The sequence below is a fragment of the Nostoc sp. C96 genome, assembly GCF_059384975.1.
The window spans coordinates 895,591-921,349 of record NZ_CM182020.1 but is presented as its reverse complement, the minus strand read 5'-3'; the positions used below and the strand labels follow the sequence as shown (position 1 = coordinate 921,349).

Annotated in this window: 21 protein-coding genes; 15 read left to right on the top strand and 6 right to left on the bottom strand. The window is 40.5% G+C overall.

Annotated features, from left to right (window positions below; all coding sequences use genetic code 11):
- Positions 1 to 109 precede the first annotated feature (109 nt).
- Positions 110 to 2,119 (top strand): S-layer homology domain-containing protein, encoded by a 2,010-nt coding sequence (locus tag AC504W_RS04005; RefSeq protein ID WP_494876360.1) that lies wholly within the window; start codon positions 110 to 112, stop codon positions 2,117 to 2,119.
- Positions 2,120 to 2,235: 116 nt separating this feature from the next.
- On the opposite strand, the gene AC504W_RS04000 is transcribed toward AC504W_RS04005, so the two are convergent.
- A complete protein-coding gene (locus tag AC504W_RS04000; RefSeq protein WP_494876359.1) occupies positions 2,236 to 3,252 on the bottom strand; it encodes a mechanosensitive ion channel family protein in 1,017 nt (338 codons plus the stop codon).
- Between the two features lie 143 nt (positions 3,253 to 3,395).
- On the opposite strand from AC504W_RS04000, the gene AC504W_RS03995 reads away from it, so the two are divergent.
- From AC504W_RS03995 to AC504W_RS03985, 3 genes are all read left to right on the top strand, one after another.
- Complete coding sequence (locus AC504W_RS03995) at positions 3,396 to 4,313, top strand: histone deacetylase family protein (protein WP_494876357.1); 918 nt, start codon at positions 3,396 to 3,398, stop codon at positions 4,311 to 4,313.
- A 177-nt stretch (positions 4,314 to 4,490) separates the two neighbouring features.
- Complete coding sequence (coaD, locus tag AC504W_RS03990) at positions 4,491 to 5,066, top strand: pantetheine-phosphate adenylyltransferase (RefSeq protein WP_494878556.1); 576 nt, start codon at positions 4,491 to 4,493, stop codon at positions 5,064 to 5,066.
- Positions 4,952 to 5,638 (top strand): DivIVA domain-containing protein, encoded by a 687-nt coding sequence (locus AC504W_RS03985; RefSeq protein WP_494876355.1) that lies wholly within the window; start codon positions 4,952 to 4,954, stop codon positions 5,636 to 5,638. Before coaD ends, AC504W_RS03985 begins: the two co-directional genes overlap by 115 nt.
- 94 nt (positions 5,639 to 5,732) lie before the next feature.
- Here the strand turns inward: AC504W_RS03985 and AC504W_RS03980 are convergent, their stop codons facing one another.
- Positions 5,733 to 6,758 (bottom strand): IS701 family transposase, encoded by a 1,026-nt coding sequence (locus tag AC504W_RS03980; protein WP_494878555.1) that lies wholly within the window; start codon positions 6,756 to 6,758, stop codon positions 5,733 to 5,735.
- 171 nt (positions 6,759 to 6,929) lie between these two features.
- On the opposite strand from AC504W_RS03980, the gene AC504W_RS03975 reads away from it, so the two are divergent.
- The 6 genes from AC504W_RS03975 to AC504W_RS03950 all read left to right on the top strand — a co-directional run bounded on the left by AC504W_RS03975 (position 6,930) and on the right by AC504W_RS03950 (position 14,253).
- Positions 6,930 to 8,768, top strand: coding sequence for a hypothetical protein (locus AC504W_RS03975; protein WP_494876354.1), 1,839 nt, complete (start codon positions 6,930 to 6,932; stop codon positions 8,766 to 8,768).
- An 8-nt stretch (positions 8,769 to 8,776) separates the two neighbouring features.
- Complete coding sequence (locus AC504W_RS03970) at positions 8,777 to 9,109, top strand: Ycf66 family protein (RefSeq protein WP_494876353.1); 333 nt, start codon at positions 8,777 to 8,779, stop codon at positions 9,107 to 9,109.
- A 195-nt stretch (positions 9,110 to 9,304) separates the two neighbouring features.
- Positions 9,305 to 9,880 (top strand): COP23 domain-containing protein, encoded by a 576-nt coding sequence (locus tag AC504W_RS03965; RefSeq protein WP_494876352.1) that lies wholly within the window; start codon positions 9,305 to 9,307, stop codon positions 9,878 to 9,880.
- A 56-nt stretch (positions 9,881 to 9,936) separates the two neighbouring features.
- A complete protein-coding gene (locus AC504W_RS03960; RefSeq protein ID WP_494876350.1) occupies positions 9,937 to 10,740 on the top strand; it encodes a S1 family peptidase in 804 nt (267 codons plus the stop codon).
- On the top strand, positions 10,737 to 12,335 hold the full coding sequence (locus AC504W_RS03955; protein ID WP_494876348.1) for a WD40 domain-containing protein: 1,599 nt from the start codon (positions 10,737 to 10,739) through the stop codon (positions 12,333 to 12,335). Before AC504W_RS03960 ends, AC504W_RS03955 begins: the two co-directional genes overlap by 4 nt.
- Before the next feature lie 157 nt (positions 12,336 to 12,492).
- A complete protein-coding gene (locus AC504W_RS03950; protein WP_494876347.1) occupies positions 12,493 to 14,253 on the top strand; it encodes a WD40 domain-containing protein in 1,761 nt (586 codons plus the stop codon).
- Between the two features lie 313 nt (positions 14,254 to 14,566).
- On the opposite strand, the gene AC504W_RS03945 is transcribed toward AC504W_RS03950, so the two are convergent.
- Entirely contained in the window at positions 14,567 to 15,991 is a 1,425-nt protein-coding gene (locus AC504W_RS03945; protein WP_494876345.1) for a protein kinase domain-containing protein, read from the bottom strand.
- Between the two features lie 102 nt (positions 15,992 to 16,093).
- On the opposite strand from AC504W_RS03945, the gene AC504W_RS03940 reads away from it, so the two are divergent.
- Positions 16,094 to 17,764: a DNA repair helicase XPB gene (locus tag AC504W_RS03940; RefSeq protein WP_494876344.1), complete on the top strand. Its 1,671-nt coding sequence runs from the start codon at positions 16,094 to 16,096 to the stop codon at positions 17,762 to 17,764.
- A 95-nt stretch (positions 17,765 to 17,859) separates the two neighbouring features.
- Here AC504W_RS03940 and AC504W_RS03935 read toward each other — a convergent pair whose 3' ends face one another.
- The 3 genes from AC504W_RS03935 to cysS form a co-directional block, all read right to left on the bottom strand.
- The gene (locus tag AC504W_RS03935) at positions 17,860 to 19,203 is read right to left on the bottom strand and encodes a TldD/PmbA family protein (RefSeq protein ID WP_494876342.1); all 1,344 of its coding nucleotides are present in this window, start codon (positions 19,201 to 19,203) and stop codon (positions 17,860 to 17,862) included.
- A 59-nt stretch (positions 19,204 to 19,262) separates the two neighbouring features.
- The gene (locus AC504W_RS03930) at positions 19,263 to 20,702 is read right to left on the bottom strand and encodes a TldD/PmbA family protein (RefSeq protein WP_494876340.1); all 1,440 of its coding nucleotides are present in this window, start codon (positions 20,700 to 20,702) and stop codon (positions 19,263 to 19,265) included.
- 495 nt (positions 20,703 to 21,197) lie between these two features.
- Positions 21,198 to 22,655 (bottom strand): cysteine--tRNA ligase, encoded by a 1,458-nt coding sequence (gene cysS, locus AC504W_RS03925; protein ID WP_494876339.1) that lies wholly within the window; start codon positions 22,653 to 22,655, stop codon positions 21,198 to 21,200.
- Between the two features lie 185 nt (positions 22,656 to 22,840).
- On the opposite strand from cysS, the gene AC504W_RS03920 reads away from it, so the two are divergent.
- The 4 genes from AC504W_RS03920 (at position 22,841) to AC504W_RS03905 (ending at position 25,729) form a co-directional block, all read left to right on the top strand.
- The gene (locus tag AC504W_RS03920) at positions 22,841 to 23,980 is read left to right on the top strand and encodes a CobW family GTP-binding protein (RefSeq protein ID WP_494876337.1); all 1,140 of its coding nucleotides are present in this window, start codon (positions 22,841 to 22,843) and stop codon (positions 23,978 to 23,980) included.
- Between the two features lie 66 nt (positions 23,981 to 24,046).
- A complete protein-coding gene (gene dtd / locus AC504W_RS03915; RefSeq protein ID WP_494876335.1) occupies positions 24,047 to 24,499 on the top strand; it encodes a D-aminoacyl-tRNA deacylase in 453 nt (150 codons plus the stop codon).
- 230 nt (positions 24,500 to 24,729) lie between these two features.
- Positions 24,730 to 25,065: a photosystem II reaction center protein Psb28 gene (gene psb28, locus AC504W_RS03910; RefSeq protein ID WP_494876334.1), complete on the top strand. Its 336-nt coding sequence runs from the start codon at positions 24,730 to 24,732 to the stop codon at positions 25,063 to 25,065.
- A 160-nt stretch (positions 25,066 to 25,225) separates the two neighbouring features.
- Positions 25,226 to 25,729: a MogA/MoaB family molybdenum cofactor biosynthesis protein gene (locus tag AC504W_RS03905; protein ID WP_494876333.1), complete on the top strand. Its 504-nt coding sequence runs from the start codon at positions 25,226 to 25,228 to the stop codon at positions 25,727 to 25,729.
- Positions 25,730 to 25,759: the final 30 nt, after the last annotated feature.

Below are 25,759 nucleotides of genomic sequence, written 5' to 3'. Positions count from 1 at the left end.
AAGTAATCCAAATTCTCTATAGGAATGTTAGTTTCCTCTACACAAAGGGATTAATAAGTCAAGGGAATTCATATTCTCTTCACTTACTAGCCGATTGGTACGGTGTGAGATGAAACACATAAAAACTCGTTCTTTAGCTCATTTGAGTCAAGTGATTGTTGCTGCAACTTCTGTAGCAATGTTATCGCCAATCTTTTCAGCAACTGCAGCTCCTCGGTTCTCTACCACCATTGCACAAACACCTGTTAACTCCACAAGCCAACAACTGTTAGCTGATGAGTTAAGCAGCAATAGCTCAGACTTGCCAGAATCAGTAAAAGTTGCTGTTTTACAGGATATTTCCGATCGCACAGGTACAAAAACTTCTGCTTTACGTGTCGTTAAAGCCCAACAGCAAACTTGGTCTGATGGCTGTTTAGGTTTAAAAGCGGATGACAACTGCTCTCAAGCAATAGTACCTGGTTGGCACGTAGTGGTTGCCAACGTCAAGCAAGTTTGGGTATACCGGACTGATGAATCGGGAAGTGTCGCCAAGCTAGATGAAGAGTCTACCCAGAGCTTGACAGCATTGATTAGCCGTCGAGAAACTAGCACTCGTCAAACCAGTGGAACTGCTATCAAACGCACAGTGCTGGCTCAACGCAGTACCGAAGTTAGTGCTGCTAGTACAGCAGTCAAGGCGAAAAAGACAGGTTTTAGCCTCGCTATTTTGCAATCATCTGGTGACTTTTCGGAAGTAGTTGCTCGTATTTCTGTAAAATCAAAACGCCACAAGGACTTCTTAAAAGAAAGATTTCTGGGTGATTACAAATACAAACTGAAGCACAAGGCGAAATTTGTTAAAGGTATCAAAGCAGGCGATCGCGTAGTTGTCAGATTATACGACACTCAAAACCGTTTTATTGGCTACAGCGAATTTGAATGTTTGTCAGCATTCAGTAGCGTGAACTTAGTTTTGTCTGCTAATCCTAGTGAATATCAAGTTGTCCGCACTGTCTATGGAGTTGATGCTGATGAAGACGGCACAATAGACTCTGGGACTAGCACTTATGACTATTTCACCCAAGTTAGCGACCAACGAGTAACTTTCCTTAGCAGTTCCCAAACTGTTAACGTTAGTCAGTTTGAGGCAGAAGGTTTATCATCCGTTGCCACAAATAGCGTTTACTCATCTTCTTTTACTAGTGGGAAATTCGCCCTAGCTCGTCAAACAATTAGCACTTTTAGTTACAACTTAGCAGAAGCTTTAAAAGCTGAACCCGGTCGCTTAGTAGAACTCAATGAAGTCAGCGATGATGATAGTTCTATTTATGACATCGGTCAAATGATGATGAGTTACCGTGCGATCGGTGTAGCTCAAGGTATCCAGGTTAAATTTAGCGATGTCTCAACTAACCACTGGGCTAATGACTTTATTGCAGAGTTGTCAGCTTTGCAAGTAATTCAAGGTTTTCCTGATGGTACTTTCCGCCCCGATGAACAAGTGACTCGCGCCCAATTTGCGGCAATGATTAGTCAAGCCTTTGAAAAGGTCAATATTCGTCAAGCCGTTAGCTTTAGAGATGTAACTACAAAATATTGGGCTTACAGTGCCATCCGCGAAGCTTATTCTACAGGCTTTTTAGGAATTTCTGGGAATAAATTCAATCCCACCCAAGCCTTATCTCGTTTGGAAGTATTACTATCGTTAGCACGCGGGCTAAACTATACCTTTAGCGGTTCCACAGAGTCAATTTTGGCTGCATACTCTGACGCTGCAACTATTCGGAGTGATGTGCGAAATGCGATCGCTGCACTGACAGAACGAGGTATTGTCGTTAATTATCCCAATGTTCAAGCCCTCAATGCTGACAAGGTAGCAACGCGAGCCGAAGTCGTGGCTTTGATATATAAAGCGTTAGTCAGCACTGGCGAAGCTGCTGAAATTAACTCTCAGTATGCTGTCGAACAAACACAGCAGCAAGCTGAAGTTGAAGAAAATAGTGTTACTGAAGATAGAAAACTCCGCCGTCATTGTAACCAAGGAATTGGTAATGGTTCTGAAGGCTGTGATCCAGGTAACTCCCATCCTCACGGTGGTAGTAACGACGAAGGTGGTAGAACTCCTGGTAGAAGGTAAGATTCAAGTTTTGTAGAAACAATAAAAACTGTTTCTACCAATGGACAGTAGGATAAAACTCAAAAGTAAAAGGTAAAAATCATTTTTTGTTGTCTACCTTTTACTTTTTTTTGCCTTTAATTTGAATTATTCTGCACATAAACATCTCTAATAGGGAAGGGAATAGAAATTCCTAATTCTTGATAACGTTTGTGCAATTTCTTAACAAACAAATGTTTACCCATTCTTTGATCAAAATATTCACTTACCCGCATATAAAGAGTAAAATCTATACTAAAATCCCCAAAAGTATGAAATCGAATATATGGCTGATTTTCCATTAATTCCGGTGCAATCTCTCGCATTACTTCTTTTGCAACTTCGACAGTTACTTTCTCGACTTGTTCTAAATCACTGTCGTAACTTACCCCAACATTCATTGTTAAAGTGATTTCTTTAGCAGGCAAATGATAATTGATAAAAATTGCCGACGCTAATTTAGAATTAGGAACAATCACTACATTATTGGAAAGCTCTTTAATAGTAGTATTCCGCCAATTAATATCTGTAACATAACCTTCATGCCCAGCATCTAGTTTGACATAATCTCCTGTTCTAACTTGTTTAGAAATAATTAGATAAAAACCCGAAAATAAATTTGCTAAAGTATCTTGTAGGGCTAAACCAACAGCAATACCACCAATTCCTAAAGTTGTAACTATGGGTGTTATTTCTACACCTAGGGTTTGTAAGATAATTAATGTACCTAAAATTAAAACGGCAGTTTTAGCAAGATTAGAAATTAATGAAGCTGAAACGCCTTCGGTTTTACGAGTAAATAAATTTACAAAACCAGCAGTTAGCCTAGATGCAACTAATGTGGCTGAAAATAGAAAAGTAATTGTGATAATTCTTTGGAGCAGCAGTTTTAAGTCTGGATTAATATTAGGTGCAGCAACTAAAGCTGATGACAAACCTGCCAAAACAAACCAAATAAAGGTTACATGATGTAAAGCTTGAAAAATGATTCTGCTTCCAGGAATATTTTTCTGGAAAATGATTTTTTTGAAATTTTTGAACAAAAATTTTTCACAAACTATTCCAGTGATCAAGCTGACTACAATAAGTGCGATCGGTAAAATCCATTGCGTCATAATTAATTTGATTTCTTCAGTTTAACGACAAAAATTAAAAAAATATTATAAAACAATTACTAGTGAATCTCATCTGACAAATACAGTAATTTATTCACCTTTAGGTATATTTAGCATCAGAAATATGATGAAAAATACATAATATGCACTTGCCCATAATTTATCACCCAAACTATGTTGTACCTTTACCGGAAGGGCATCGTTTCCCGATGTCTAAATTTAGTAAATTGTATGAATTATTACTCAGGGATGGTGTAGCACAGGCAGAACAGTTTCACACTCCACAACTTCCGCCGCAAGATTTGATTGAGTTAGTGCATACGCCAGATTATGTTAAAGCATATTGTGAGGGAACCCTTGACGCGAAAGCACAACGTCGTATTGGCTTGCCTTGGAGTCCTGCTTTAGTGAATCGTACCTGTGTAGCGGTTGGTGGTACAATCCTGACTGCCCAGATGGCTCTAAGTAATGGTTTAGCTTGCAATACAGCGGGTGGAACACATCATGCTTTTCCCAGTTATGGATCTGGTTTTTGTATTTTCAATGATTTAGCGATCGCATCTCGTGTTTTGCAAAAACTGGGACTGGTGCAGAAAATCTTGATTGTCGATTTGGATGTGCATCAAGGAGACGGTACGGCTTTTATTTTTGGTGATGATGCAAGTGTGTTCACTTTCTCGATGCACTGTGAAGTCAATTTTCCCGGTACAAAACAACACAGTGATTTAGATGTTCCTCTCCCTGTAGGAATGGAAGATGATGCTTATTTGCAAACTTTGGCAAAATATTTGCCAGATTTGTTATCTCATGTCCAGCCCGATTTAATATTTTACGACGCAGGTGTTGATCCCCATATATGCGATCGCTTGGGCAAATTGGCTTTAACTGATACTGGCCTTTTCCGCCGCGAAATGCAAGTTTTAACTACCTGTGTCAGTGCAGGTTATCCAGTCGCCTGTGTGATTGGTGGTGGATACGCCGATGATATGCAATCTTTAGTATGGCGACATTCTCTATTGCATCGTGCTGCTAGTGAAGTTTACCGACAGTATAGACTTTAGGTTACAGGGGACAGGGGACAATAGTTTTTACTCAGCACTCAGCGAGAACTTGCGTGCGGAGAGAACTTGCGTGCGCGGGTTCCCCGCGTTGAGCAAAGTTCGGTAACTCAGCACTCCAAACTCAGCATAGAGTAATTCGGTATAATCACCTCAATAACTTTGATACATCAGAATATTGTGATTGCTATCTATCCCGGCAGTTTTGACCCCATTACTTTAGGACACCTTGATATTATTCAACGTGGTAGTCGGCTGTTTGATCAGGTAGTTGTAGCTGTGCTACGGAATCCTCATAAAGTGCCGTTATTCACGGTACAGCAACGACTAGAACAAATTCGGATAGCTACGCAGCATCTACCAAACGTCGAAGCGGATAGTTTTGATGGCTTGACTGTGAATTATGCCCAACAGCGCCAAGCACAGGTGTTGTTACGAGGTTTACGGGCAATTTCTGACTTTGAAGTAGAATTACAGATGGCTCACACGAATAAAACTCTGTCTACTCAAATTGAAACAGTTTTTCTCGCAACATCAAATGAGTATAGTTTTTTAAGTAGTAGTGTGATAAAAGAGATCGCAAGATTTGGTGGTTCTGTCGATCATCTTGTTCCCCCGCACATTGCTTTAGATATATACAAATGCTACAACCACAACTATCCAATAGCGAACCCAACCACAACGGCAATTATCCCGCCCCTCCAGAATATTCCAATGGAGTCGGCAACGGGGACAATTCCCGAAGCGGAAGTGTAGACATTCAGCAAGAACTCAACCGTTTAGAAGATTTGATTTTGTCTAGTTGGCGAGTTCCTCTAACAGGGCGCACATTAATCGACGAAGAAAAATTATTTGAACAGCTAGATTTTATTCGCGTTTCCTTGCCCTCTGTGTTTCAGGAAGCCTCCGCGATTATGCAACACAAGCAAGAAGTGATGTTAGAAGCGGAAGAATATGGACAGCAAATTGTCGAGGCTGCCCAAGCCAAAAGAGCGCAAATTTTGGCAGAAAGCGATATTCTCAGGCAGGCAGAACGAGAAGCAGAACAACTACGGCGAACAACCCAGCAAGAATGCGAGGAAATGATGCAAGAAACCATCGCCGAAATTGACCGCCGACGACAAGCTTGTATAGAAGAATTAGAACAAATGCGACAAACTGCGATCGCTCAAGCTCAAGAAATTGAAGATGGTGCAGATCAATACGCTGATACTGTCCTGGAAAATATCGAGCAAGACCTCAAAGATATGTTAAGAATTATCACCAATGGCAGACAACAATTACGCCAAGAAAATCAATCTCAAGGTTATTCTTCGAGAAAGAAATAATGCTTGAGGCAGAAGGCAGAAGGCAGGAGGTAGAAAAAATAGCTTTGTATTTCAATAGGACTTACGCATTGACAAAAAGCATCAATTACGGGCTTTAATAAATGCCTGCACTAGTGATGTTGTTCAAAATATACTCGCGCAAGACTTCTGTAAATAAATTCCTTTGGACTTCATACCAATTGGTAATTGTTTTTTCAGAGCGCATTAGCTCCAATCTGACAAATGCTTGAAGTGAGCAAAATATGTGAGTCTTGATTGCTTGGCTATCTCTAACCATAAATCGACAGATTCCACAGACCTGTTTGATTGCCCGATGAAATGTTTCAATTTTCCAATGGGTATCATGAATTGTGATAAATTCACTCCTCGATATTTGTTGGAGCCTATGCTCATCAGGTAAATATAAAATATAGTGTCTAGAGTCTTCTTTTTTAAAGACTTTCCTAAACAACTTAATAAATCCAAATTCTTTTAGATGAGTGATTAAACCTTCATCTGGAATCTCTAGAGTGCTTATCTGGCTGTATTTACCTACTTGATTCGAGACAGTTCTATTTTTCTCAACCCCGAATAGAAAACCCAATTTCTGGTTTCTTAGAAATTTCAAGTTCTCCACTCCTGAGTACCAACTATCCCCAGTTACGACTCTTGGTTTTAAACCCCATGCTATTACCTCAATTACCATTTCGCGGAAATAGTCGTTCTTGGTTTTACCTTCCCTTTTGTCATATATTCTGTAATTAATTGGAACTGAATTCTCATAAATATCACTGTAATATAGTGTGATTAAATTCAATCCCTTGATGCTTTTATGATATTTACCTGACCAAAAATAACCTATTAATTCTGCATGTTTTGGGTCACTGTAAAGCTTCTCTATGACCGTATCGTCAACACTTAAAATCCCTCCTACCAAATTAATTATGCTCTTTACCCTATTGTACAAATCATAGGGAGTGTATCTCTCTCTGAGTAAAAAGCGATTTACACTATCATCTGAAACATCTTCCAATATCTCTGCTAATCGGCTGCATCCCCCATGCTTTGGCTCTGATAGCAGAAATAGAGTGTAATGTTCCAGATTACATTGTGCTGTTGAGGGTTTGCTGATTTCTCTAATTTTCCGATACCTGTGAGTAGACGACACCAATCTCAAGCCAGCATTATATTACTACTGTGTCAATGCGTAAGTCCTATTCAATTACGAATTAGTATCAACTCTACTGTAAGATTTTTCTAACCCTATCTTGCTCATGGGGTAAAAATTGCAGGTTATTTCTAGTGCATTGCCATGCCTTACTATCAGGATCAGTTAAGCATTACCACTGTTGATGAGGCTCTACAACAGTTATCTGTTGATGAACTGAAAAAACTGGCTGCATTACTGAATACTAATAGCAAACCGACTCGGAAAGCCGAAATAATTGCGTTGATTCAGCGCCATCTTTTAGGGGAAAATCTGCAACAATTGTGGCGAGAACTAGATCATCTCCAACAAAAAGCAGTAGCAGAAACCATTCACAACACAGATGGTTTATTTAACGCAACACGTTTTTATGCTAAATATCTCGCAGAACCGAACTGGGGGACATCTGATGTCTACGGCTTCAAGCGTCAACAATCGTTGTTGTGTTTATTTATCTACGGCCAAATTATTCCTCAAGATTTACAAACACGGCTGAAAGCTTTTGTTCATCCACCAGCAGAATTTTCTATTACTAGCTTAGATAGCTGTCCAGAGGTTTTTCGTTTGCAGTGGCGAGAATGGAACTGGAAAACCCATGAACGAGAAACTCATGAAAAAGAAATTGTCGTCAAGCAGTGTGAAATGGAAACTGCTGCACAACAAGATTTACTCGCGGTATTGAGGTTAATTAACGCCGGCAAACTCAGTGTTAGCGATAAAACTGGATATCCAAATAATAGTAGTATGAGTGCGATCGCATCTATACTTACTGGCGGCGATTATTACAACGATGACCCAGCTACACCATCATACGAAAAAATCGGTTTTATTAAGCCTTTCGCCTGGGCAATGCTAGTCCAAGCCGCAGGTTTAGCTGAACTTTCTAACAAACGCCTTGTATTAACCAAAGCAGGACAAAAAGCCCTTACCAACCCACCCGCAGCAACCATTCGCAATATATGGAAGAAATGGCTGAAAAATAAGGTATTAGACGAATTACGCCGCATAGATTCGATTAAAGGGCAAACAGGCAAAGGTAAGCCAGGTTTAACAGCCCCAGACAAACGCCGCGAAGCCATTACCAAAGCCTTAGCCGAGTGTCCTGTAGGACGTTGGACGGGTGTAAATGAACTGTTTCGTTGCATTCTCGTCAAAGGCTACGATTTTGAAGTTACCCGCAACCCTTGGAATTTGTATATTAGTGACTCCCATTACGGTAGCTTAGGTAATGGTGGCGATGATTGGGAGATTTTGCAAGGCAGATATGCTTTATGTCTGTTATTTGAATATGTTGCCACCTTGGGGATGATTAATATCGGCTACGTTAACCCAGGTGGGGTTCGCCCTGACTACAGCGATTTATGGGGAACCGATGACTTACCGTTTCTCAGCCGTTACGATGGCTTGATGTGTATGCAATTAACACCATTGGGTGCATATTGCTTAGGTTTGCAAAACGACTATACACCGCCACCGTTAGAAGTACGGACGGTATTTCGGGTGTTACCAAACTTAGAAATAGCCGCGACTGGAGAACCAATTACTCCTGCTGATACTATCGTGCTGGATGTTTACGCCCAAAAAATTTCTGATGCGGTGTGGCGGTTAGAGACAGCTAAGTTGTTGGGTGCGATAGAAGCAGGACAAAGCATCACCCAATTACGAGAATTTTTGCAAGCCCGCAGTGGCCATGAATTACCAGAGACAGTCAATCAATTTTTAGCAGATATTGAAGCGCGAGGCAATAGTTTGCGCGATCGCGGTCAAGCCCGTTTGATAGAATGCACTGATGAAGCTTTAGCAGTATTAATTGCTAACGATTCGCGCACGAAAAAGCTGTGTTTCTTAGCTGGAGAAAAGCATTTAGTTGTGCCTAGCGAATCAGAAACTAAATTCCGGAATGCCGTAAAGAAATTGGGGTATAGTATTGCGTTGATTGGTTAGAATTTCTCATGAACGAGTTAGTTTTTATGCAAGTAAATTTCGGGTTGAATGTAGCCAGCTTGATTGGTTTTGTACAGATAATTTTTGCTGTAGCTTACATATTGGCTATGATAATTCTGCTGATTCAACGCGCTAGAAGATTAGAGAGTTTATCTTTAATCATTTATATTTTCCAAACTATAATTATCCCTATTTTTCTGCTAACTTCTGGATTGATTCTGGTTTTTCAAGGTTGGCGATTAGACCCTATTTTACAATTTATGCAGTTTTTACTAACTGTGTTGATTATTTATTTATGTATTAAAGATATTGTGGTTAATGGTGGTTATAGAAATCGGTAGTTTAAGTTGAGCGATCGCACTCAAGCAGATTTTACTAAAAATGCAATGCTAAAGTCTTAGCAGTTAAAAAAATTGCTGGTTGCAAGCTGTTTCATATTTGACTTTGTGAAACAAAATAAAGCAAATGCGAAAAAACCGGATTAAATGTTGTAGCTTAATTGCATAGGTGTATTTTAGCAATTATGTAGTTGGTATATGCAGCTAAAATTAGTGGTTCAATTATTACCAAAAGTAGCAGCAGCCTCCGTAACTTCGCTTCTAGCTGGGGGAATTTTTGTAACTGAGCCTAGTTATGCTGGGCCAAGCAAGTTCTTCTGTACACAGGAAGGTGGTATAACTGTCACCAAAGTACGCACCCCACGGGGAAATGAGACGTTTATCCGTTGGGTGGTTGACGATTTTAAAAAATTTCCACCTGCAAAGCGTTGTCAGACTGTGACTACCAGATTTCAACGCTACTACGATAACGGTTCACTTTACATTACCAGTCGAGACAACTTTAACAGTTATCCAGTTTTGTGCATTGCCAATCGCAAAGGCGTACCTTGTACAACAGAAAATATACTAGTCACCCTCAAACCTGGAACTGATACAGGTGCAGTTCTAAAACGAATACTTGATTTCCGTCGTGGTGCTGCGGCTAAACCCATTAATTTAAGCGGATGTCAAGCAATTACCTACGACAGTCAAGGTGATTTGTATCTTGATGTAAAGCAATTTTTAGATGCTGAAGAGTGTAGTCAATCAACTACTAGCACTAATAGTAACTAAATAGAACCCGTAGAACCTCGTTTTTAGTTGAAGGTTCTTAAGGAAGTCACTGTAACATGAACTGGCAATGCCTTAAAAGCAGAATTGTTTATCTGGTGTGCTTGATGATTTGTCTTGGTGGTGTTGAGTTAGCACTCTCAAAACCGCAAAGTGTTCTTGATGAGTTTAGCAGATTGGAGCAACCTACTCCTCTTTCTGTCGGGCAATTGCAAAAATTAGCTCAGACTATGACTGTCAAAATTTCTGCACAAGAGTTACTAGGCTCAGGAACTATACTGCAACGTCACGGTCAAATTTATACAGTAATTACCAATGCTCACGTCTTGAGGTCTGCTAAACCACCCTATCAAATTCAAACGCCAGATGGGGGTTTATATCAAGCTTCTGTGGTGCAGGTTGCCAAGTCTCAGCAGGATGATTTGGCTGTGTTGCAGTTTCGTAGTCCCGATATAGTTTATTCAGTGGCGAACATTAACGATGTATCTAGCTTGCAAGTTGGGGATGAGGTTTTTGTGGGTGGATTTACATCAGATTTGACTGATCATAAGTTTGTCTTTACCTCTGGCAAAGTCACCTTATTGCTAGAAAAAGCATTAGAACAAGGCTACCAGATTGGCTATACCAATGATGTGCGTAAAGGTATGAGTGGCGCACCATTGCTGAATATATATGGTGAAGTAGTGGGGATCAATAGCTTACATAAAGATCCAATTTGGAACACAGCAGAAATTTATCAAGATGGTTCTCAAGCAGAAGCCCATTTGCAAGAACTTATTACACAATCTAGTATGGCTATACCGATTAAATCAGTGAACAGTGAACAGTTATCAATGTTGATGTATCAGGAGAATCAATTATGAGGATGGCTGGTTTACTGATGGCAGTATTATTAGGTACAGCAACTGTCATAGTGCAACCAGTTGCCACAGCATTGACATCCACAGAAATTTACCCCATTGCTGAACAAATTACAGTCCGCATTGATGGTGCTAATACTGGTTCTGGAGTAATTATTGAGCATAAAGATAATACTTATACCGTTGTCACCAACTGGCACGTTATCCAAGTAAAAGGTACTTACACAGTTCAAACAGCAGATGGTAAAAAATACACTATCAACCACAGCCAAATAAAGCGATTACCAGGGGTTGATTTAGCAGTATTTGAATTTACCAGTAATCAAAATTATCGTGTTGCTGAAAAGGGAAATTCTGATCAAATTACCGGAGGTAAAACTGTTTATGTCGCCGGTTATCCTGACGGCATCCCTGGTATTCCAGAACGCACTTTTCAAGCTTTACCTGGACAAATTGCAGGTCTTATACAAAAGCCCAAAGATGGTTATGCTTTAGTTTACACAGTCAATGCTTTTCCCGGCATGAGTGGCGGGCCGATACTGGATGAACAGGGAAAATTAGTTGGTATTCATGGACGTTCTGGAACTCGTCCAGATACAAATGCTACTGCGGTGTTTGGGATTCTCTTGAAGACTTATTTGAGTCTTGCACCATCTGTAAATATCAACAACACCTCTACTAAATTTTCTCTGCTGAAAACGCTGAGAGGACATTCTACAAAAGTTGATTATGATGATTCGATAGAAGGAGTTGTTACTTCAGTCGCCTTTAGTCCAGATGGTAAAACTTTAGCTAGTGGTAGTTTGGATAGAACTATCAAAATATGGAATGTCGCTACTGGTCAAGAAATTCGTACACTCAATGGTCATTCTCATAAAGTTTTTTCAGTCGCATTTAGTCCAGACGGCAAAACATTAGCTAGTGGTAGTTTGGATAGAACTATCAAAATATGGAATGTCGCTACTGGTCAAGAAATTCGTACACTCAATGGTCATTCTAGGTGGGTTAAGTCAGTCGCCTTTAGCCCAGATGCCAAAACCTTAGCTAGTGGTAGTTATGACGAGACTATCAAAATATGGAATGTCGCTACTGGTCAAGAAATTCGTACACTCAATGGTTATTCTCATTGGATTGATTCAGTAGCGTTTAGCCCAGATGGTAAAACCTTAGCTCGTGGTAGTGGTGATAGTAACAATATCAAAATATGGAATGTCGCCTCTGGTCAAGAAATTACTACTCTCAAAGGTCATTCTAATGGGGTTAATTCAGTAGCGTTTAACTCAGATGGTAAGACTTTAGCTAGTGGTGGTTTCAAAACTATCAAAATATGGAATGTCGCCACTGGTCAAGAAATTACTACTCTCAAAGGTCATTCTAATTGGGTTAAGTCAATCGCCTTTAGTCCAGATGGCAAAACTTTAGCTAGTGGCAGTTGGGACAAGACTATTAAATTATGGAATGTTTACACTGGTCAAGAAATTATTACCCTTAATGGTGATTCTGATATTATTGAATCAGTCGCCTTTAGCCCAAATGGCAAGACTTTAGCTAGTGGTAGTGGGGATGCGACTATAAAAATTTGGCGCTTGTCTGAGTAGTTATTTAATTTAAATTTTTGATGTTATTTTGTTTAAATTAACTTTGTATTTTAAGAACTTTTAATAATTTAATTAGGCAGAGAATCAATTACATTTACTCTCGTATGGCTGTACCGATTAGAAAAGAAGTATTACAAAATCATCAGGAGAATCAATCATGAGGGTTACTGGTGTACTGACAGCAGTATTCTTGGGTACAGCAATTGTCATAGTGCAGCCAGTAGCCACAGCCTTGACACCTCAAGAAGTTGCTGATATCGCTCAACAAATTACAGTCCGCATTGATGGCACAAATACTGGCTCAGGGGTGATTATTGAGCTTCAAGGCAATGTTTATACTGTTGTCACTAATTGGCACGTAGTACAACTCCCAGGTAACTACACAATACAGACACCAGACGGCAGAAAATACACTTTCAACCACAACCAAGTAAAACAATTTCGCGGCATTGATTTAGCTGAATTTCAGTTTACAAGTAACCAAAATTACCGTGTTGCTGAAAAAGGAAATTCTGACCAAGTAACATTAGGGACAAATATTTCTGTAGCAGGTTATCCCCAAGGAACATCTGATATAAGTTTTCTCAGAGGTGCGATTTCGAGTCGGTTAACAAACCCAAAAGATGGTTATACCTTTGTTTATTATGTAGGGGGTTTGCCGGGAATGAGTGGCGGGCCGATACTCGATGAGCAGGGTAAATTAGTCGGGATTCACGGACGCGCTACGACTCGCCCAGATACTAATGCTACTACGGTGTATGGGATTCCGTTAAAAACTTATTTAAGTCTTGCGCCATCTGCACAAACAATGTCAGTTACATCATCGGTAAATACAGCCTATAAATTTTATTTAGCGAAGACTTTGACTGGACATTCCACCAAGATGATTAAATTTGGAAATTATTCATCCATAGAAAGAACCGTTTATTCAGTCGCCATTAGTCCAGATGGCAAAACTTTAGCTAGTGGTGGTGATGACAACACTATTAAAATCTGGAATATCGCCACAGGGCAAGAAATTCGTACCTTCAAAGGTCATTCTTCTTCGGTTACTTCTGTCGCTTTTAATCCAGATGGCAAAACTTTAGCTAGTGGTAGTTATGACGAGACTATCAAAATCTGGAATATCGCCACAGGACAAGAAATTCATACCTTCAAAGGTCATTCGGATGGGGTTAATTCAGTCGCTTTTAGTCCAGATGGCAAAACTTTAGCTAGTAGTAGCGGTTCTTTCTCCGGAGATATCAGACTATCAAACATTACCACCGGGCAAGAAATTCGTACACTCAAAGGTCATTCTTCTTCGGATAATTTAGTCACTTTTAGTCCAGAGGGCAAAACTTTAGCTAGTGGTAGTTATGACGAGACTATCAAAATCTGGAATATCGCCACAGGGCAAGAAATTCGTACCTTCAAAGGTCATTCGGATGGGGTTAATTCAGTCGCTTTTAGTCCAGATGGCAAAACTTTAGCTAGTAGTAGTTATGACCGAACTATCAAAATCTGGAATGTTGCCACAGGGCAAGAAATTCGTACCTTCAAAGGTCATTCGGATGGGGTTAATTCAGTCGCTTTTAGTCCAGATGGCAAAACTTTAGCTAGTAGTAGTTATGACCGAACTATCAAAATCTGGAATATCGCCACAGGGCAAGAAATTCGTACCCTCAATGGTCATTCTTCTTCGGATAAATCAGTCACTTTTAATCCAGATGGCAAAACTTTAGCTAGTGGTAGTTATGACCGAACTATCAAAATCTGGAATGTTGCCACAGGGCAAGAAATTCGTACCCTCAATGGTCATTCTTCTTCGGTTACTTCTGTCGCTTTTAGTCCAGATGGTAAAACTTTAGCTAGTGGTAGCGATGACAACACTATCAAAATTTGGCGGCTGTCTGAGTTAGTAATTTCTGTTAATTAGAGTAATCAACTCAAAAGCATCAGAAATATATCTTAAATACTTTTATTGAAAATCAAGAATAAGTAAATTTATGCCATTCATTATTATTGTTATTTATCTTAGCTACATTTAATTGTTGAAAACATCTATTTCTATTTGGATTGAAATAGTAATGTTATTATAGGCTCGATAGAATGATCGCCTACTAAACAACCACTCTAATTTTATCTTTAACCAATATGATTTGTTTAAAAGTGCCGATTTTGCCATTGTGATTGTACAGCAAGTTGCCACTGCCTTTACACCCTCTCAAGTGAGTGCGATTGCTTCACATCTATTGAGGATTAATTTCAAATGAATTAATCATGGCTTCCACCAATGGTAAATATCGATTATATTCTTTTTGTTCTGCTGTATAGGTAATATAGTAAGCATTGCCTTCTCTGACTGTGCCAATTTCTAGAACTTGGAACTGACATTGATATTCTTGACGGGAATAAGTCAATCTGTAGGCATTATATTGAGATAATGTTGTTGTTGGTTTGGTTGCATCTGTAATTTTTGCCTGGGAGTAATTCTGCTTAATTCGTTCTAAAATTCTATTTTTATATTCATTGAGAGATAAGACTTGGGATAATTCTGTTTTATTGACAGTAACTTCTGGGTTACAAGAATTTTCTTGTTGTAGATTTTTAGGGATAAATTGAATTAATTCACCACTAAAATCGCCTGGTTTTTTGGTTATCCAGTTGTCTGGATATTTAATTTTGATATCAGATTGAGAATATTCGTTAGTTAAAGGCTGAGGTTGAGGACGAATAGTTGAAAATCCTAGCCATAGAATGACGGAGGTGATAGTTGCAGATACTCCCACACCCAGCCACTTTTTCTGTGAAATTTTTCTGCTAGGTGGCGGAGGTGGTGTTATGTCGGGAGGTAACATAAGTGCATTCACCGCTTGCAGTGCTTCTGCTGCTGATGGATAACGCTGCTTGTAGTCACGATGCACCATTTTATCGATAACGTTAGCTAATTCTGGGCTAACTTGAACGCGATCGCGCCAAACAATTTCCCCTGTCTGTTGTTGAAATAGTGCTATACCAGGGGATGCAATTCCTGTTAAAGCTTGGATAGCAATTACACCAACTGCATAGATATCACTACTCAAGACTGGACTACCTTCACATTGTTCTCTTGGTGCATAGCCGGGAGTATATATCGCAGTGGCAAAACTTACCTGTCCTTGAGGATTAACTATCTGGGTAGTAACTTCTTTAACGGAACCAAAATCAATCAAGACAATTTTCTCGTCAGATGCACGCCTAAGAATATTTGAAGGTTTGAGATCCCGATGAATTAAATTTTGTTGGTGAACAAAATTTAAAACTTCTAAAATATCGCGTAAAAGTTGAATTACGTAAGTTTCATCAAGTTGTTTACCACGTACTAATTCCTGACTGAGATCATGTCCTGCAATATATTCCTGTACTAAATAAAATTCTTGATTTTCTGTGAAGTAGGCAAGTAGGCGGGGAATTTGGTCATAATTTCCTAAATCTTGTAACTTTTGTGCTTCTCGTTCAAATAATCTTTTGCCAACTTCCCAGTGACTTGGATGTTGTGGTTTAAACTGCTTGACAACACATAAAGGATTTCCTGGTAATTGTGTATCAACGGCTTTAAACGTCATGCCAAATCCGCCTCTACCCAATGGTTCAACAATTTGGTAACGTCCACCAATAAAATTTTGAGATGTCATGCCACTTGCCTAGTTCCCTGGTGTTCTCTTTATACTATTTCTCTAAAGTATTACTGTTGAGATTATCAAAAATTACTAAATAGTATTTAGCTGATAAAACTCATGACTTACATCCCAGAAAATGCGCTGATTGTGCAGAGCGATCGCACTATTCTTTTAGAAGTACATTCTCCCACAGCAGCTAAAGCCAGAGAAGCGATCGCACCTTTCGCGGAACTAATCAAAAGTCCCGAACATATCCACACTTACCAAATTACACCGCTAAGTATTTGGAATGCGCGGGCGGCAGGGATGCAGGTTGAGGCGATGGTAGCGGCGTTGCGAGAATATGCAAAATACCCCATCCCGGAAGCTGTCGCCCAAGAAATTAGCACCTTAGGTAGTCGCTATGGTTTAACTGTGATTGAACGTGATGGAGATAGTTTACTGCTGCGGATGAGCGACGAACCATTAGCAGAGTTGCTGTCACGGGATAAGCAAGTTGCACCATTATTAGGTAAGCGACTGTCGGAGGTTTGTTTTCAAGTCGCGGCGAGTTTGCGTGGCGTACTTAAACAAGCTTTGTTAGCGGCTGGTTATCCGGCGGAAGATATTGCAGGTTATGTCACAGGTGATGCTTTAGCAATACAGTTGCGTGAAGAAACACGCACAGGCAGAAAATTTCTGCTGCGAGACTATCAAAGTCAAGCAGCAGAAGCATTTTATCAGTCGGGAAGAGTACAAGGTGGCAGTGGCGTAATTGTGCTACCCTGCGGTGCAGGTAAGACAATTGTCGGTATGGCTGCGATCGCCGCCGTGCAAGAGAGTACACTTGTACTAAGTACTAGTTTAACATCTGTGCGGCAGTGGCGGCGGGAATTGTTGGATAAAACAGATTTACCAGAAGATGCGATCGCCGAATATAGTGGCGAAGTTAAAAATACAGGGCCAATTACCCTGTCAACTTATCAAATCCTGACCTATCGCCATCAACGGGACGGTGATTTTCCTCACTTTGATTTATTTAGCGCCCGTTCTTGGGGTTTAATCATCTACGACGAAGTTCATCTCCTCCCCGCGCCAGTTTTCCGCATCACCGCAGAACTGCAAGCCCGCCGCCGCTTGGGACTCACCGCTACTCTAATTCGTGAAGATGGTAGAGAAGGTGATGTTTTCGCCCTGATTGGGCCGAAACGGTATGATGTTCCGTGGCGCGAACTGGAAGGTGAAGGTTTTATTGCTACGGCGAGTTGCACAGAAATTCGCGTTTCTCAAGATAAAGAACGCCAAATGGAATATGCTTTAGCACCCAGGCGGAATCAGTTCCGTGTCGCCGCCGAAAATCCGCGCAAGCTGGAAGTTATCAAAGACTTGTTAGCAAAAGAATCAGGACACCGCATTTTAATTATTGGCGAATTTCTGTCGCAATTGGAAGCGATCGCCCAATTTACCCAACTACCGTTAATTACTGGTAAAACTCCCGAAAAAGAGCGAGAAAAACTTTATCAAGCTTTTCGAGAAGGGGAATTAGGCGGACTCGTTTTATCCAGAGTTGGTAACTTCGCCATTGATTTACCAGATGCAGATGTTCTCATTCAAGTATCTGGTAAATATGGTTCTCGCCAAGAAGAAGCCCAGCGTTTGGGTAGAGTTTTACGCCCGAAATCTGATGGTCGTCCCGCGCAATTTTATACTTTAGTTTCGCTGCGTACTTGCGAAGAAGATTTCGCCCGTCATCGTCAGTTATTTTTAACTGAGCAAGGTTATAGTTATCAAATTGAAATTATTGATTAGTTGAAAATTGATAGCTATTTCCCTGCTTTATTCTTTGCGCCTTTGCGTGAGCTTTTAAACAATCTTGTCAGTAGCCGAACCACTACCTCCTACACCTACAAAGTGTAAGTAAAATCATTGACTAACATCCCAGGCACCAGACTTCCACCTAATTGCCGATTTTCGTAAGTGCCGACTTCGGGGATGAATTCTTGAAAGTTAGTGAAATCGACTAAATTTTCTCCCCAAAAACGATAGAGGCTGTCGTCAAAGCGGAGATTTTCGATAGGTGCAACGATTTCGCCGTTCTCTACCCAAAAACAGGCATAACGGGTCATACCTGTAATTCTACCCGTGGGGCGATCGCTCCAATTTAAATAATGTAAATTCGAGAGATATAATCCTGTATCTAAGTTAGATAAAATCTGCTCTAATCTTAAATTTCCTGGTCTGATTTCTGGTGTACGTAAGGTTTCGGAACTATTAGCACCATTAGCAGTTTTTTGATATTCTTTAGCAGTCCGAGAATTAACTAAGCTATTTACTAAGATGCCATTTTCAATTATCAATAACTCTGGTGCTGCCATTTCGCCTAATTCATTAAAGCGTGGCACTAGACCTAATTGAAAGTTTTCCTGTAAACTAAATTTGGCAGACAACTGTTTTTCTTTTCGGGATAATGCTGCTAAAGCACTGTTACCTTGTTGGATATCTGCTTCACCCACAGCACTCCAAGAAAGCATCTGCAATAAATCAGCCACAGCCGCAGGTGCAAAATAAGTTTTATATTGTCCTCTAGACACTTCTTTTGCTGGACGAGATAGTAATTGTAGTTGTTTTTTGGCTTCGCTGATTTTTGCTGTATAGTTAGCTAAATCCCAGTGGTTTCCGGCAAATGTGCCTTTAACAGCTTGTCCAGAACTGCTAAACAAAGAATAATCTAATGTGAAAGTGTCGGTAGCGAACCAATGTTTTTGACCACTAGAATCTCCATAGCCTTTAATTACTACACCTCCAGCATAAATTCCAGTAAAATCTAATTCTGTTACTTCATCTAATATGCTAGAAACTACTGTCTCTGGTGCTAATAAATTACTATAATGAACTTCTCGACTAGTATTATTTCCTGAAGGTAAAACTAAATAAGGATCAATGGGTAATACAGGCAATTCCTCCCGTAATTCTTGTAAGGCTTTATATGCTTTTTGTGAGTCTTTTTCCCAATTTCCGGTAAAAGTAAACTGTCGAGAACTACTGCGTTGATCTGCCATTAAAGTCAGTTGAATGCAACCATCGGCTACACAGCCAGTTTGTCTAACTTTGGCATGATTAAATCGAGTAAATTGACTTCTTTCACTACTAAGTTTGAGGGTAAATTCCTCACCTTCTAATTTCTTGATGAGTAGAGTTTCTAAAACCTGATTGAAGCTAGATTCTAAAGCTGTTAATTCTTCTTTCATTGGTAGATTATTAATTCGTAATTCGGAATAAAGTTACAAAAGTCATGCTTTTGACTTTCTCAACTTCCTCCCCCAAAGACTTCAATATCAGCAAATACGCAAACGGATGAACCATGCCCTACCCAAATGGCTTGATTGGGTTCGCCTTTACCACAGTAAGGAGTACCATACATTTGCCAACTATGAGTATCACCAACTTGGATTAAACTGTGCCAAAATTCTGGTGTTGTGGCGCGATAGTTGGGGTTGCGGAGAGTTTTGGTGAGTTGGCCATTTTCAATTAATTTGGCATATTCGCAACCAAATTGGAATTTATAACGGCGATCGTCAATTGACCAAGAGCGATTTGATTCCATGTAAACGCCGTGTTCAATACCGCTAATAATTTCGTCAAAGGTGGCGTTTCCTGGTTCTAAGTTTAAGTTAGCCATGCGATCAATTGCTGGTCGATTCCAGGAACAAGCACGGGCGCAAGCAACTCCGGGGATTCCGGCTCTGGCTTGACTTTCTAAACTGCCTAAACCTCTTTGTAATACGCCTTCTTTAATTACATATTCCCGTGTGGCGACTGCACCTGTATCATCAAAAGCATAGCTGGCATACTCACCTGGGACTGTGGGGTCGAAGGTAATATTCATCAGTGGCGAACCATAGACTAGCTGACCAAAATCGTCGGTGGTGACAAAGCTACCGCCTGCATAGTTGCGTTCATCTCCTAAAATCCGGTCAATTTCTAAGGGATGACCGATACTTTCGTGGATTTGCAGCATCATTTGGTCTGGCGCTAAGACTAGGTTAGTGCGTATATTTGGGCATTCAGCCGCAGTCAACAATTCTATAGCTTGTTCTCCTACTTGCTGTACTCGTTGCCATAAATTTTCTTGTCTTAAAAGTTCCCATCCACCTTGATAACAGTGCGCTTGCCAACCGTTGTTGGTGCGTTGCTGGACAATGGCTCCGTCTTGGGCGATCGCACCATAATTACTCCCCAAGGAGATAAACTTTTGATAGACTTCTGATCCGTTGCTGCTGACAAACCAACTTTCTCGCTCACTAGTGCTGATGCTGGCTGTGGTTTGCACAATTTTTTCATGAACTTTGAGTGTTTGGCACATCCGCACCAACAAATCGTTGATTTCTCCGGGACTCAGCGCGTCTAATGGTTCTAAATAGGGCGAGTTGTATTCACCTACAACCTTGGGACGCTCGGTTTCTTGAAATGGATATATCCACCATTTACTAGCTGCGAGTGCTTGCTTGTAAGCTATTTGGGCAGTAGCTTCTAAAGAAGCAAATTCTAAAGAATTGGTAGCGGCGTAACCCAGACAGCCATTCACTAAAACTTCAATCATGGCTCCCTCGGTGGTAGATTTACCATTAGCTTGGGGAATACCATCACGTACATAACGGTTCGAGGCTGTTTCTTTGACTGCTCTGATACCAATCCAATCAGCCGGAATATCAAATTTAGCGATCGCTTTTGTTAGTTCAGACCACATAATAATTTAGATGCAAAATTTAGTTAATTTATTATTGACAATTTGCTTTATTTATGAAAGCTATTTTATTCGTTCAGCTAATCCTAGTTTAGCTATCAAATAACCAGTTATTGGATAAGTTATCTAATTTTCTATGCTTTTTTGCAAAGCATAGGAACTTTTCGGTTTTTTACACAATTGGTTGTATTTGATACTAATTTAGATTATTGTACTTTTACCCTAATCGATGTAAATTATCAGACCTGAGATACTTTTTCAAGACTGTTTTCACCACACACTCTAAAAATTCGATTTAGTGTAATAATGCAGAAACCTTGCAGAAGAATTTAGTAGCCAGAATTAATGATTCTGACTATTTGCCATGTTATGAAAACATAACATTTTGGATTTAAAACTGAGTTTCTTCGTGGAAATTTTAGCGAGAAAAAGGCTTTTGTAGTTGAGTTTTTCAGATAAAAACTGCAATGTGAGATTGACAAAAGCCTATACTTCAGATTAATTTCTGTGCCAGCGAGTACCTTCAGGACTATCAATTAAGGTAATACCTTGGGATTGTAGTTCATTACGGATGCGATCGCCTTCGGCAAAATTCCGCGCTTTTCTGGCGGCTTGGCGTTGCTGAATCAAATCTTCAATTTCCGCATCACTTAAACCATCATTTACAGGGGTAGCATTTTCAATTTCGGCAGTTAAACCTAAAACCTCTGCCAAAGTTAGAAGAGTTTGCCATTGTTTTTGCAGTTCATCGGCTGGTGTGTCAGTTTTGCCTTCATGAACCAGGATATTTCCTTCACGGCGGAGTTCTTTGGCTAATTCAAACAACACTGTTACCCCACCTGGGAAATTAAAATCATCGTTGACAGCTTCTTTGAAACGTTCCACAAATTCGGGGAGTAGGAGAGTGGGGAGTGGGGGAAAATTTACTTCCCAATTGAATTGTTTACCATATTGATAACCAAACAGCAAACCTTCTTTTAGGGTGTGCCAGCCGTTGGTGGCAGCAGCGATCGCATCATCGGTAAAATCAATAGGCTTACGATATTGCGCCATCAGCACAAATAACCTGACTGCCATTGGATCAACGCCGCGATCAAGTAAGTCGCGGATGGTGGTAAAGTTGCCCAAAGACTTGGACATTTTCTCACCGTCTACTTTGACCATACCGTTGTGCAGCCAGTAATTTGCTAAAGGTTTACCTGTGACGGCTTCTGATTGAGCAATTTCGTTTTCGTGGTGAGGGAAAATTAAGTCAGCACCACCAGCATGAATATCTATTGTCTCACCCAAGCGATCGCGCACCATCGCCGAGCATTCAATGTGCCATCCCGGACGACCAGCACCCCAAGGTGATTCCCACGCAGGTTCTTCGGGTTTGGCGGCTTTCCACAAAGCAAAATCAAAGGGGTCTTTTTTCTTTTGATATTCTGCGTCTTCTATATTAACGCGGTCACTCGCACCAGCCTGCATATCTTCCAACTTGCGACCAGAAAGCTTCCCATACTCAGCAAACTGGCGCACAGCATAGTAAACATCCCCATCAGACGGATAGGCAAAACCTTTATTTTCCAACTCATGAATTAACCGCTGAATTCCGTTCATCGTATGGGTCGCGCGGGGATATTCATCAGCTTCTTTGATTCCCAACCGTGCCATATCTTCAAAATATGCTTTAATGAAGCGTTCAGCTACAGCCTCCATTGATGAGTGTTCTTGTCGCGCGCGGTTGAGAATTTTGTCATCAACATCAGTAAAATTCTGCACATAGCGCACTTCATAACCGATAAACTGGAGATAGCGGCGCACGACATCCCAAACAATGCAAGCTCTAGCATGACCCAAATGGCAGTAGTCATAAACCGTCACGCCGCAGTAATACATCTTAACCTTGCCTGGTTCGACTGTTTTAAACGGTTCTTGACTACGGGTAAGGGTATTGTAAACAGTTAGGGTCATAACAGAGTAATGCGGCAATAGAGGGATACGCAATAATAGGGTTAAGTCGCTGGGAAGTTTATCCAGCATCCCTATGCTAGTGTTTTCTGGCCTATCTGCGCTACCTTTTATGAATTTGAATTTCCGGTAGCACAGCCGCAACTTAAAGAAGTTTGATATTTTTTGATTTGTTTGATAACCGCGCTATGCAAACAGCAGTGAATTCTGAATCTCAACCCATGAATGCGCCGAAACAAGGTTTACCAGTAACAATTATTACTGGATTTCTTGGTAGCGGCAAAACGACTTTACTAAATCATATTCTCACAAACCAACAGGGTTTAAAAACCGCTGTGTTAGTGAATGAATTTGGTGAAATTGGCATCGACAACGAGTTAATTATCTCCACCGATGAAAATAATAATATGGTGGAGCTAAGTAATGGTTGTATTTGTTGCACCATTAACAATGATTTAGTTGATGCTGTTTACAAAGTATTAGAACGGGAAGAAAAGCTAGATTATCTAGTAGTAGAAACCACCGGACTAGCAGATCCGCTACCAGTAGCCTTAACATTTTTAGGCACAGAACTGCGGGATTTAACCCGTCTAGATTCGATTATCACTGTCGTAGATGCAGCTAACTACAGCCTAGATTTATTCAACTCCCAAGCAGCTTACAGCCAAATTGCTTACGGCGATGTCATTCTGTTGAATAAAACAGATTTGGTTGATGAAGCCACTTTGACTCAGTTAGAAGCAAAAATCAATGAAGTCAAAGAAGGTGCAAGAATTTTGCGTACCACGCGATCGCAAGTACCACTCGCATTAATTCTCAGTGTAGGATTATTTGAGTCTGACAAATATTTTGACACCGTTGATGAGCATGATCATCACGATCATGACCATCACGACCACGACCACGACCATTCAACTTGCGGTCACGACCACCATGACCACGACCATTCAGCCTGCGGTCACGACCACCACGACCATGAACACCACCACCACCATTCCGACCATTTAGAAAATGATGGTTTCACTTCCATCTCCTTCCAAAGTGACAAGCCTTTTTCTATTAGGAAGTTTCAGTATTTCCTAGATAACCAATTACCAACCAACATTTTCCGCGCTAAAGGTGTGATGTGGTTTGATGAAAGTCCCAAACGCCACATTTTCCACCTGTGCGGTAAACGCTTCACCTTAGATGATGATGAGTGGAAAGGTGAACCCAAGAACCAGCTAGTGCTAATTGGTCAAAATCTAGACCGGGAGACTTTAATCTCTCAGATAGAAAACTGCATTTGTTTACCTTCCGTCAGTCGGGGTAAAGGCTTCGGAAAGTAAAAAGTTAAAAGTCAAAAGTCAAAAACATTTCTTTTTACTTTTTCCCTTTTACTTTTTACTTTATTTATGCGCGTTATCATCCAGCGAGTGAAATCATCGCAAGTAACAGTTAACGGTGAAACTATTGGCAAAATCGGCCGAGGATTAAACTTACTTGTAGGTATTGCCGATACTGACACAGATGCAGAACTCGACTGGATGGCGCGTAAATGCTTAGAATTGCGGCTGTTTCCCGATGAAGAAGGTGGAGACCGATGGCAAAAATCTGTGCAAGAAATTAACGGTGAATTGTTGGTAGTCAGTCAGTTCACTCTTTATGGCGACTGTCGCAAAGGTCGCCGTCCGTCTTTTGACCGTTCTGCACCGCCTCAAACCGCAGAAGATTTATATAACAGCTTTGTTAAAAAGTTACGCGCCAGCGGTTTACAGGTAGAAACAGGCAAATTTGGCGCAATGATGCAAGTTTCGATCGAAAATGATGGCCCTGTAACTTTATTACTAGAACGAGAAGCAACGTAAAGAAGCCAGGGAGGACAAGATTGAAATTTCTTTCCTTCTGCCTTATGCCTCTCCGCAGTCGCTACAACGGGGAGCCACTGCGTTGGGCGGCTCTGCCGACTTGAAGCATGTGGTGTGGGAACCCCCGCAACGCGCTGCTCTCTGCCTCCTGCCTTTTTAAATAGACTACTGAGTTCTAAATAATGAGAGAATATTAAATCAACCATCACAAAACTTTAAATTCTTTCATCATGGCAAAAATCCAATTTTCTAGAGGTCTTGACGAAAATGTGTTACCAGATGTACGTTTGACGCGATCGCGTAGTGGCGATACTGGTACAGCAACGTTTATTTTTACAAATCCCAAAATTTTAGACCAAAGCAGCACTGAAGAAGTTACTGGGATGTATATGCTAGACGAGGAAGGCGAAATAATTACCCGCGAAGTTAAAGCTAGATTCGTCAATGGTAAAGCCGAAGCATTAGAAGCTGTTCATATTATGAAATCTGTTGATGAGTGGGATCGCTTTATCCGTTTTATGGAGCGATTTGCTCAAGCAAACGGTTTAGAATTCAGCAAATCTTAATAGTCAAACTGAAGTATGAAGGATGAAGTCTGAAATAAACTCAGACGCTATGCGTAGCTTGCTCTCACGAAGTGGTACGCGAACGTCAAAGGCGAACATACTTCATTCTTCTATCAGATGAATCGGTGAAAACAATCCAAAATTCCACATTGAAACTCGGATGATGCAACAACCACATCCAGATGCGGCAAAAATTCTGGTAACTTGTGCGGTAGTTACCGTCAGCGATACACGCACTCCAGAAACAGATAAAAGTGGTCAACTTGTTCAACAATTGCTAATAGGTGCGAACCATAGTATTGCAGCCTACGCAATTATCAAAGATGAACCAAGCCAAATTCAAGCACAAATTGAATCGCTGGGTAAAAGTGCCAATTTAGATGCAGTGATTTTTAATGGTGGTACAGGTATTGCACCGAGAGATACTACTTACGATGCGATTGAAAAATTATTAGAAAAAACTCTACCAGGATTTGGAGAGATATTTAGATTTTTAAGTTATCAAGAAATCGGTTCCCGTGCGATCGCATCTCGCGCTGTCGCAGGTGTTTATCAAAATAAATTAATTTTCTCTCTCCCTGGTTCCAGCAATGCTGTGCGGCTAGGTATGGAAAAACTAATTTTACCTGAACTTGTTCATTTAGTCAGTCAGATGAGGAAATAGCAAGGCACAATCCAAAATATGATTGGCTAC

Excerpts from the sequence above, each read along its gene's own strand:
- AC504W_RS03920 (WP_494876337.1), top strand. The coding sequence starts at position 22,841 with ATGCAAACAGCAGTGAATTCTGAATCTCAACCCATGAATGCGCCGAAA.
- AC504W_RS04005 (WP_494876360.1), top strand. The coding sequence starts at position 110 with ATGAAACACATAAAAACTCGTTCTTTAGCTCATTTGAGTCAAGTGATT.
- psb28 (WP_494876334.1), top strand. The coding sequence starts at position 24,730 with ATGGCAAAAATCCAATTTTCTAGAGGTCTTGACGAAAATGTGTTACCA.
- AC504W_RS03905 (WP_494876333.1), top strand. The coding sequence starts at position 25,226 with ATGATGCAACAACCACATCCAGATGCGGCAAAAATTCTGGTAACTTGT.
- AC504W_RS03995 (WP_494876357.1), top strand. The coding sequence starts at position 3,396 with ATGCACTTGCCCATAATTTATCACCCAAACTATGTTGTACCTTTACCG.
- AC504W_RS03945 (WP_494876345.1), bottom strand. The coding sequence starts at position 15,991 with ATGACATCTCAAAATTTTATTGGTGGACGTTACCAAATTGTTGAACCA.
- cysS (WP_494876339.1), bottom strand. The coding sequence starts at position 22,655 with ATGACCCTAACTGTTTACAATACCCTTACCCGTAGTCAAGAACCGTTT.
- AC504W_RS03965 (WP_494876352.1), top strand. The coding sequence starts at position 9,305 with ATGCAGCTAAAATTAGTGGTTCAATTATTACCAAAAGTAGCAGCAGCC.
- AC504W_RS03960 (WP_494876350.1), top strand. The coding sequence starts at position 9,937 with ATGAACTGGCAATGCCTTAAAAGCAGAATTGTTTATCTGGTGTGCTTG.
- AC504W_RS03955 (WP_494876348.1), top strand. The coding sequence starts at position 10,737 with ATGAGGATGGCTGGTTTACTGATGGCAGTATTATTAGGTACAGCAACT.
- AC504W_RS03975 (WP_494876354.1), top strand. The coding sequence starts at position 6,930 with ATGCCTTACTATCAGGATCAGTTAAGCATTACCACTGTTGATGAGGCT.
- AC504W_RS03950 (WP_494876347.1), top strand. The coding sequence starts at position 12,493 with ATGAGGGTTACTGGTGTACTGACAGCAGTATTCTTGGGTACAGCAATT.
- dtd (WP_494876335.1), top strand. The coding sequence starts at position 24,047 with ATGCGCGTTATCATCCAGCGAGTGAAATCATCGCAAGTAACAGTTAAC.
- AC504W_RS03940 (WP_494876344.1), top strand. The coding sequence starts at position 16,094 with ATGACTTACATCCCAGAAAATGCGCTGATTGTGCAGAGCGATCGCACT.
- AC504W_RS03935 (WP_494876342.1), bottom strand. The coding sequence starts at position 19,203 with ATGAAAGAAGAATTAACAGCTTTAGAATCTAGCTTCAATCAGGTTTTA.
- AC504W_RS03970 (WP_494876353.1), top strand. The coding sequence starts at position 8,777 with ATGAACGAGTTAGTTTTTATGCAAGTAAATTTCGGGTTGAATGTAGCC.
- AC504W_RS04000 (WP_494876359.1), bottom strand. The coding sequence starts at position 3,252 with ATGACGCAATGGATTTTACCGATCGCACTTATTGTAGTCAGCTTGATC.
- AC504W_RS03985 (WP_494876355.1), top strand. The coding sequence starts at position 4,952 with ATGCTACAACCACAACTATCCAATAGCGAACCCAACCACAACGGCAAT.
- AC504W_RS03930 (WP_494876340.1), bottom strand. The coding sequence starts at position 20,702 with ATGTGGTCTGAACTAACAAAAGCGATCGCTAAATTTGATATTCCGGCT.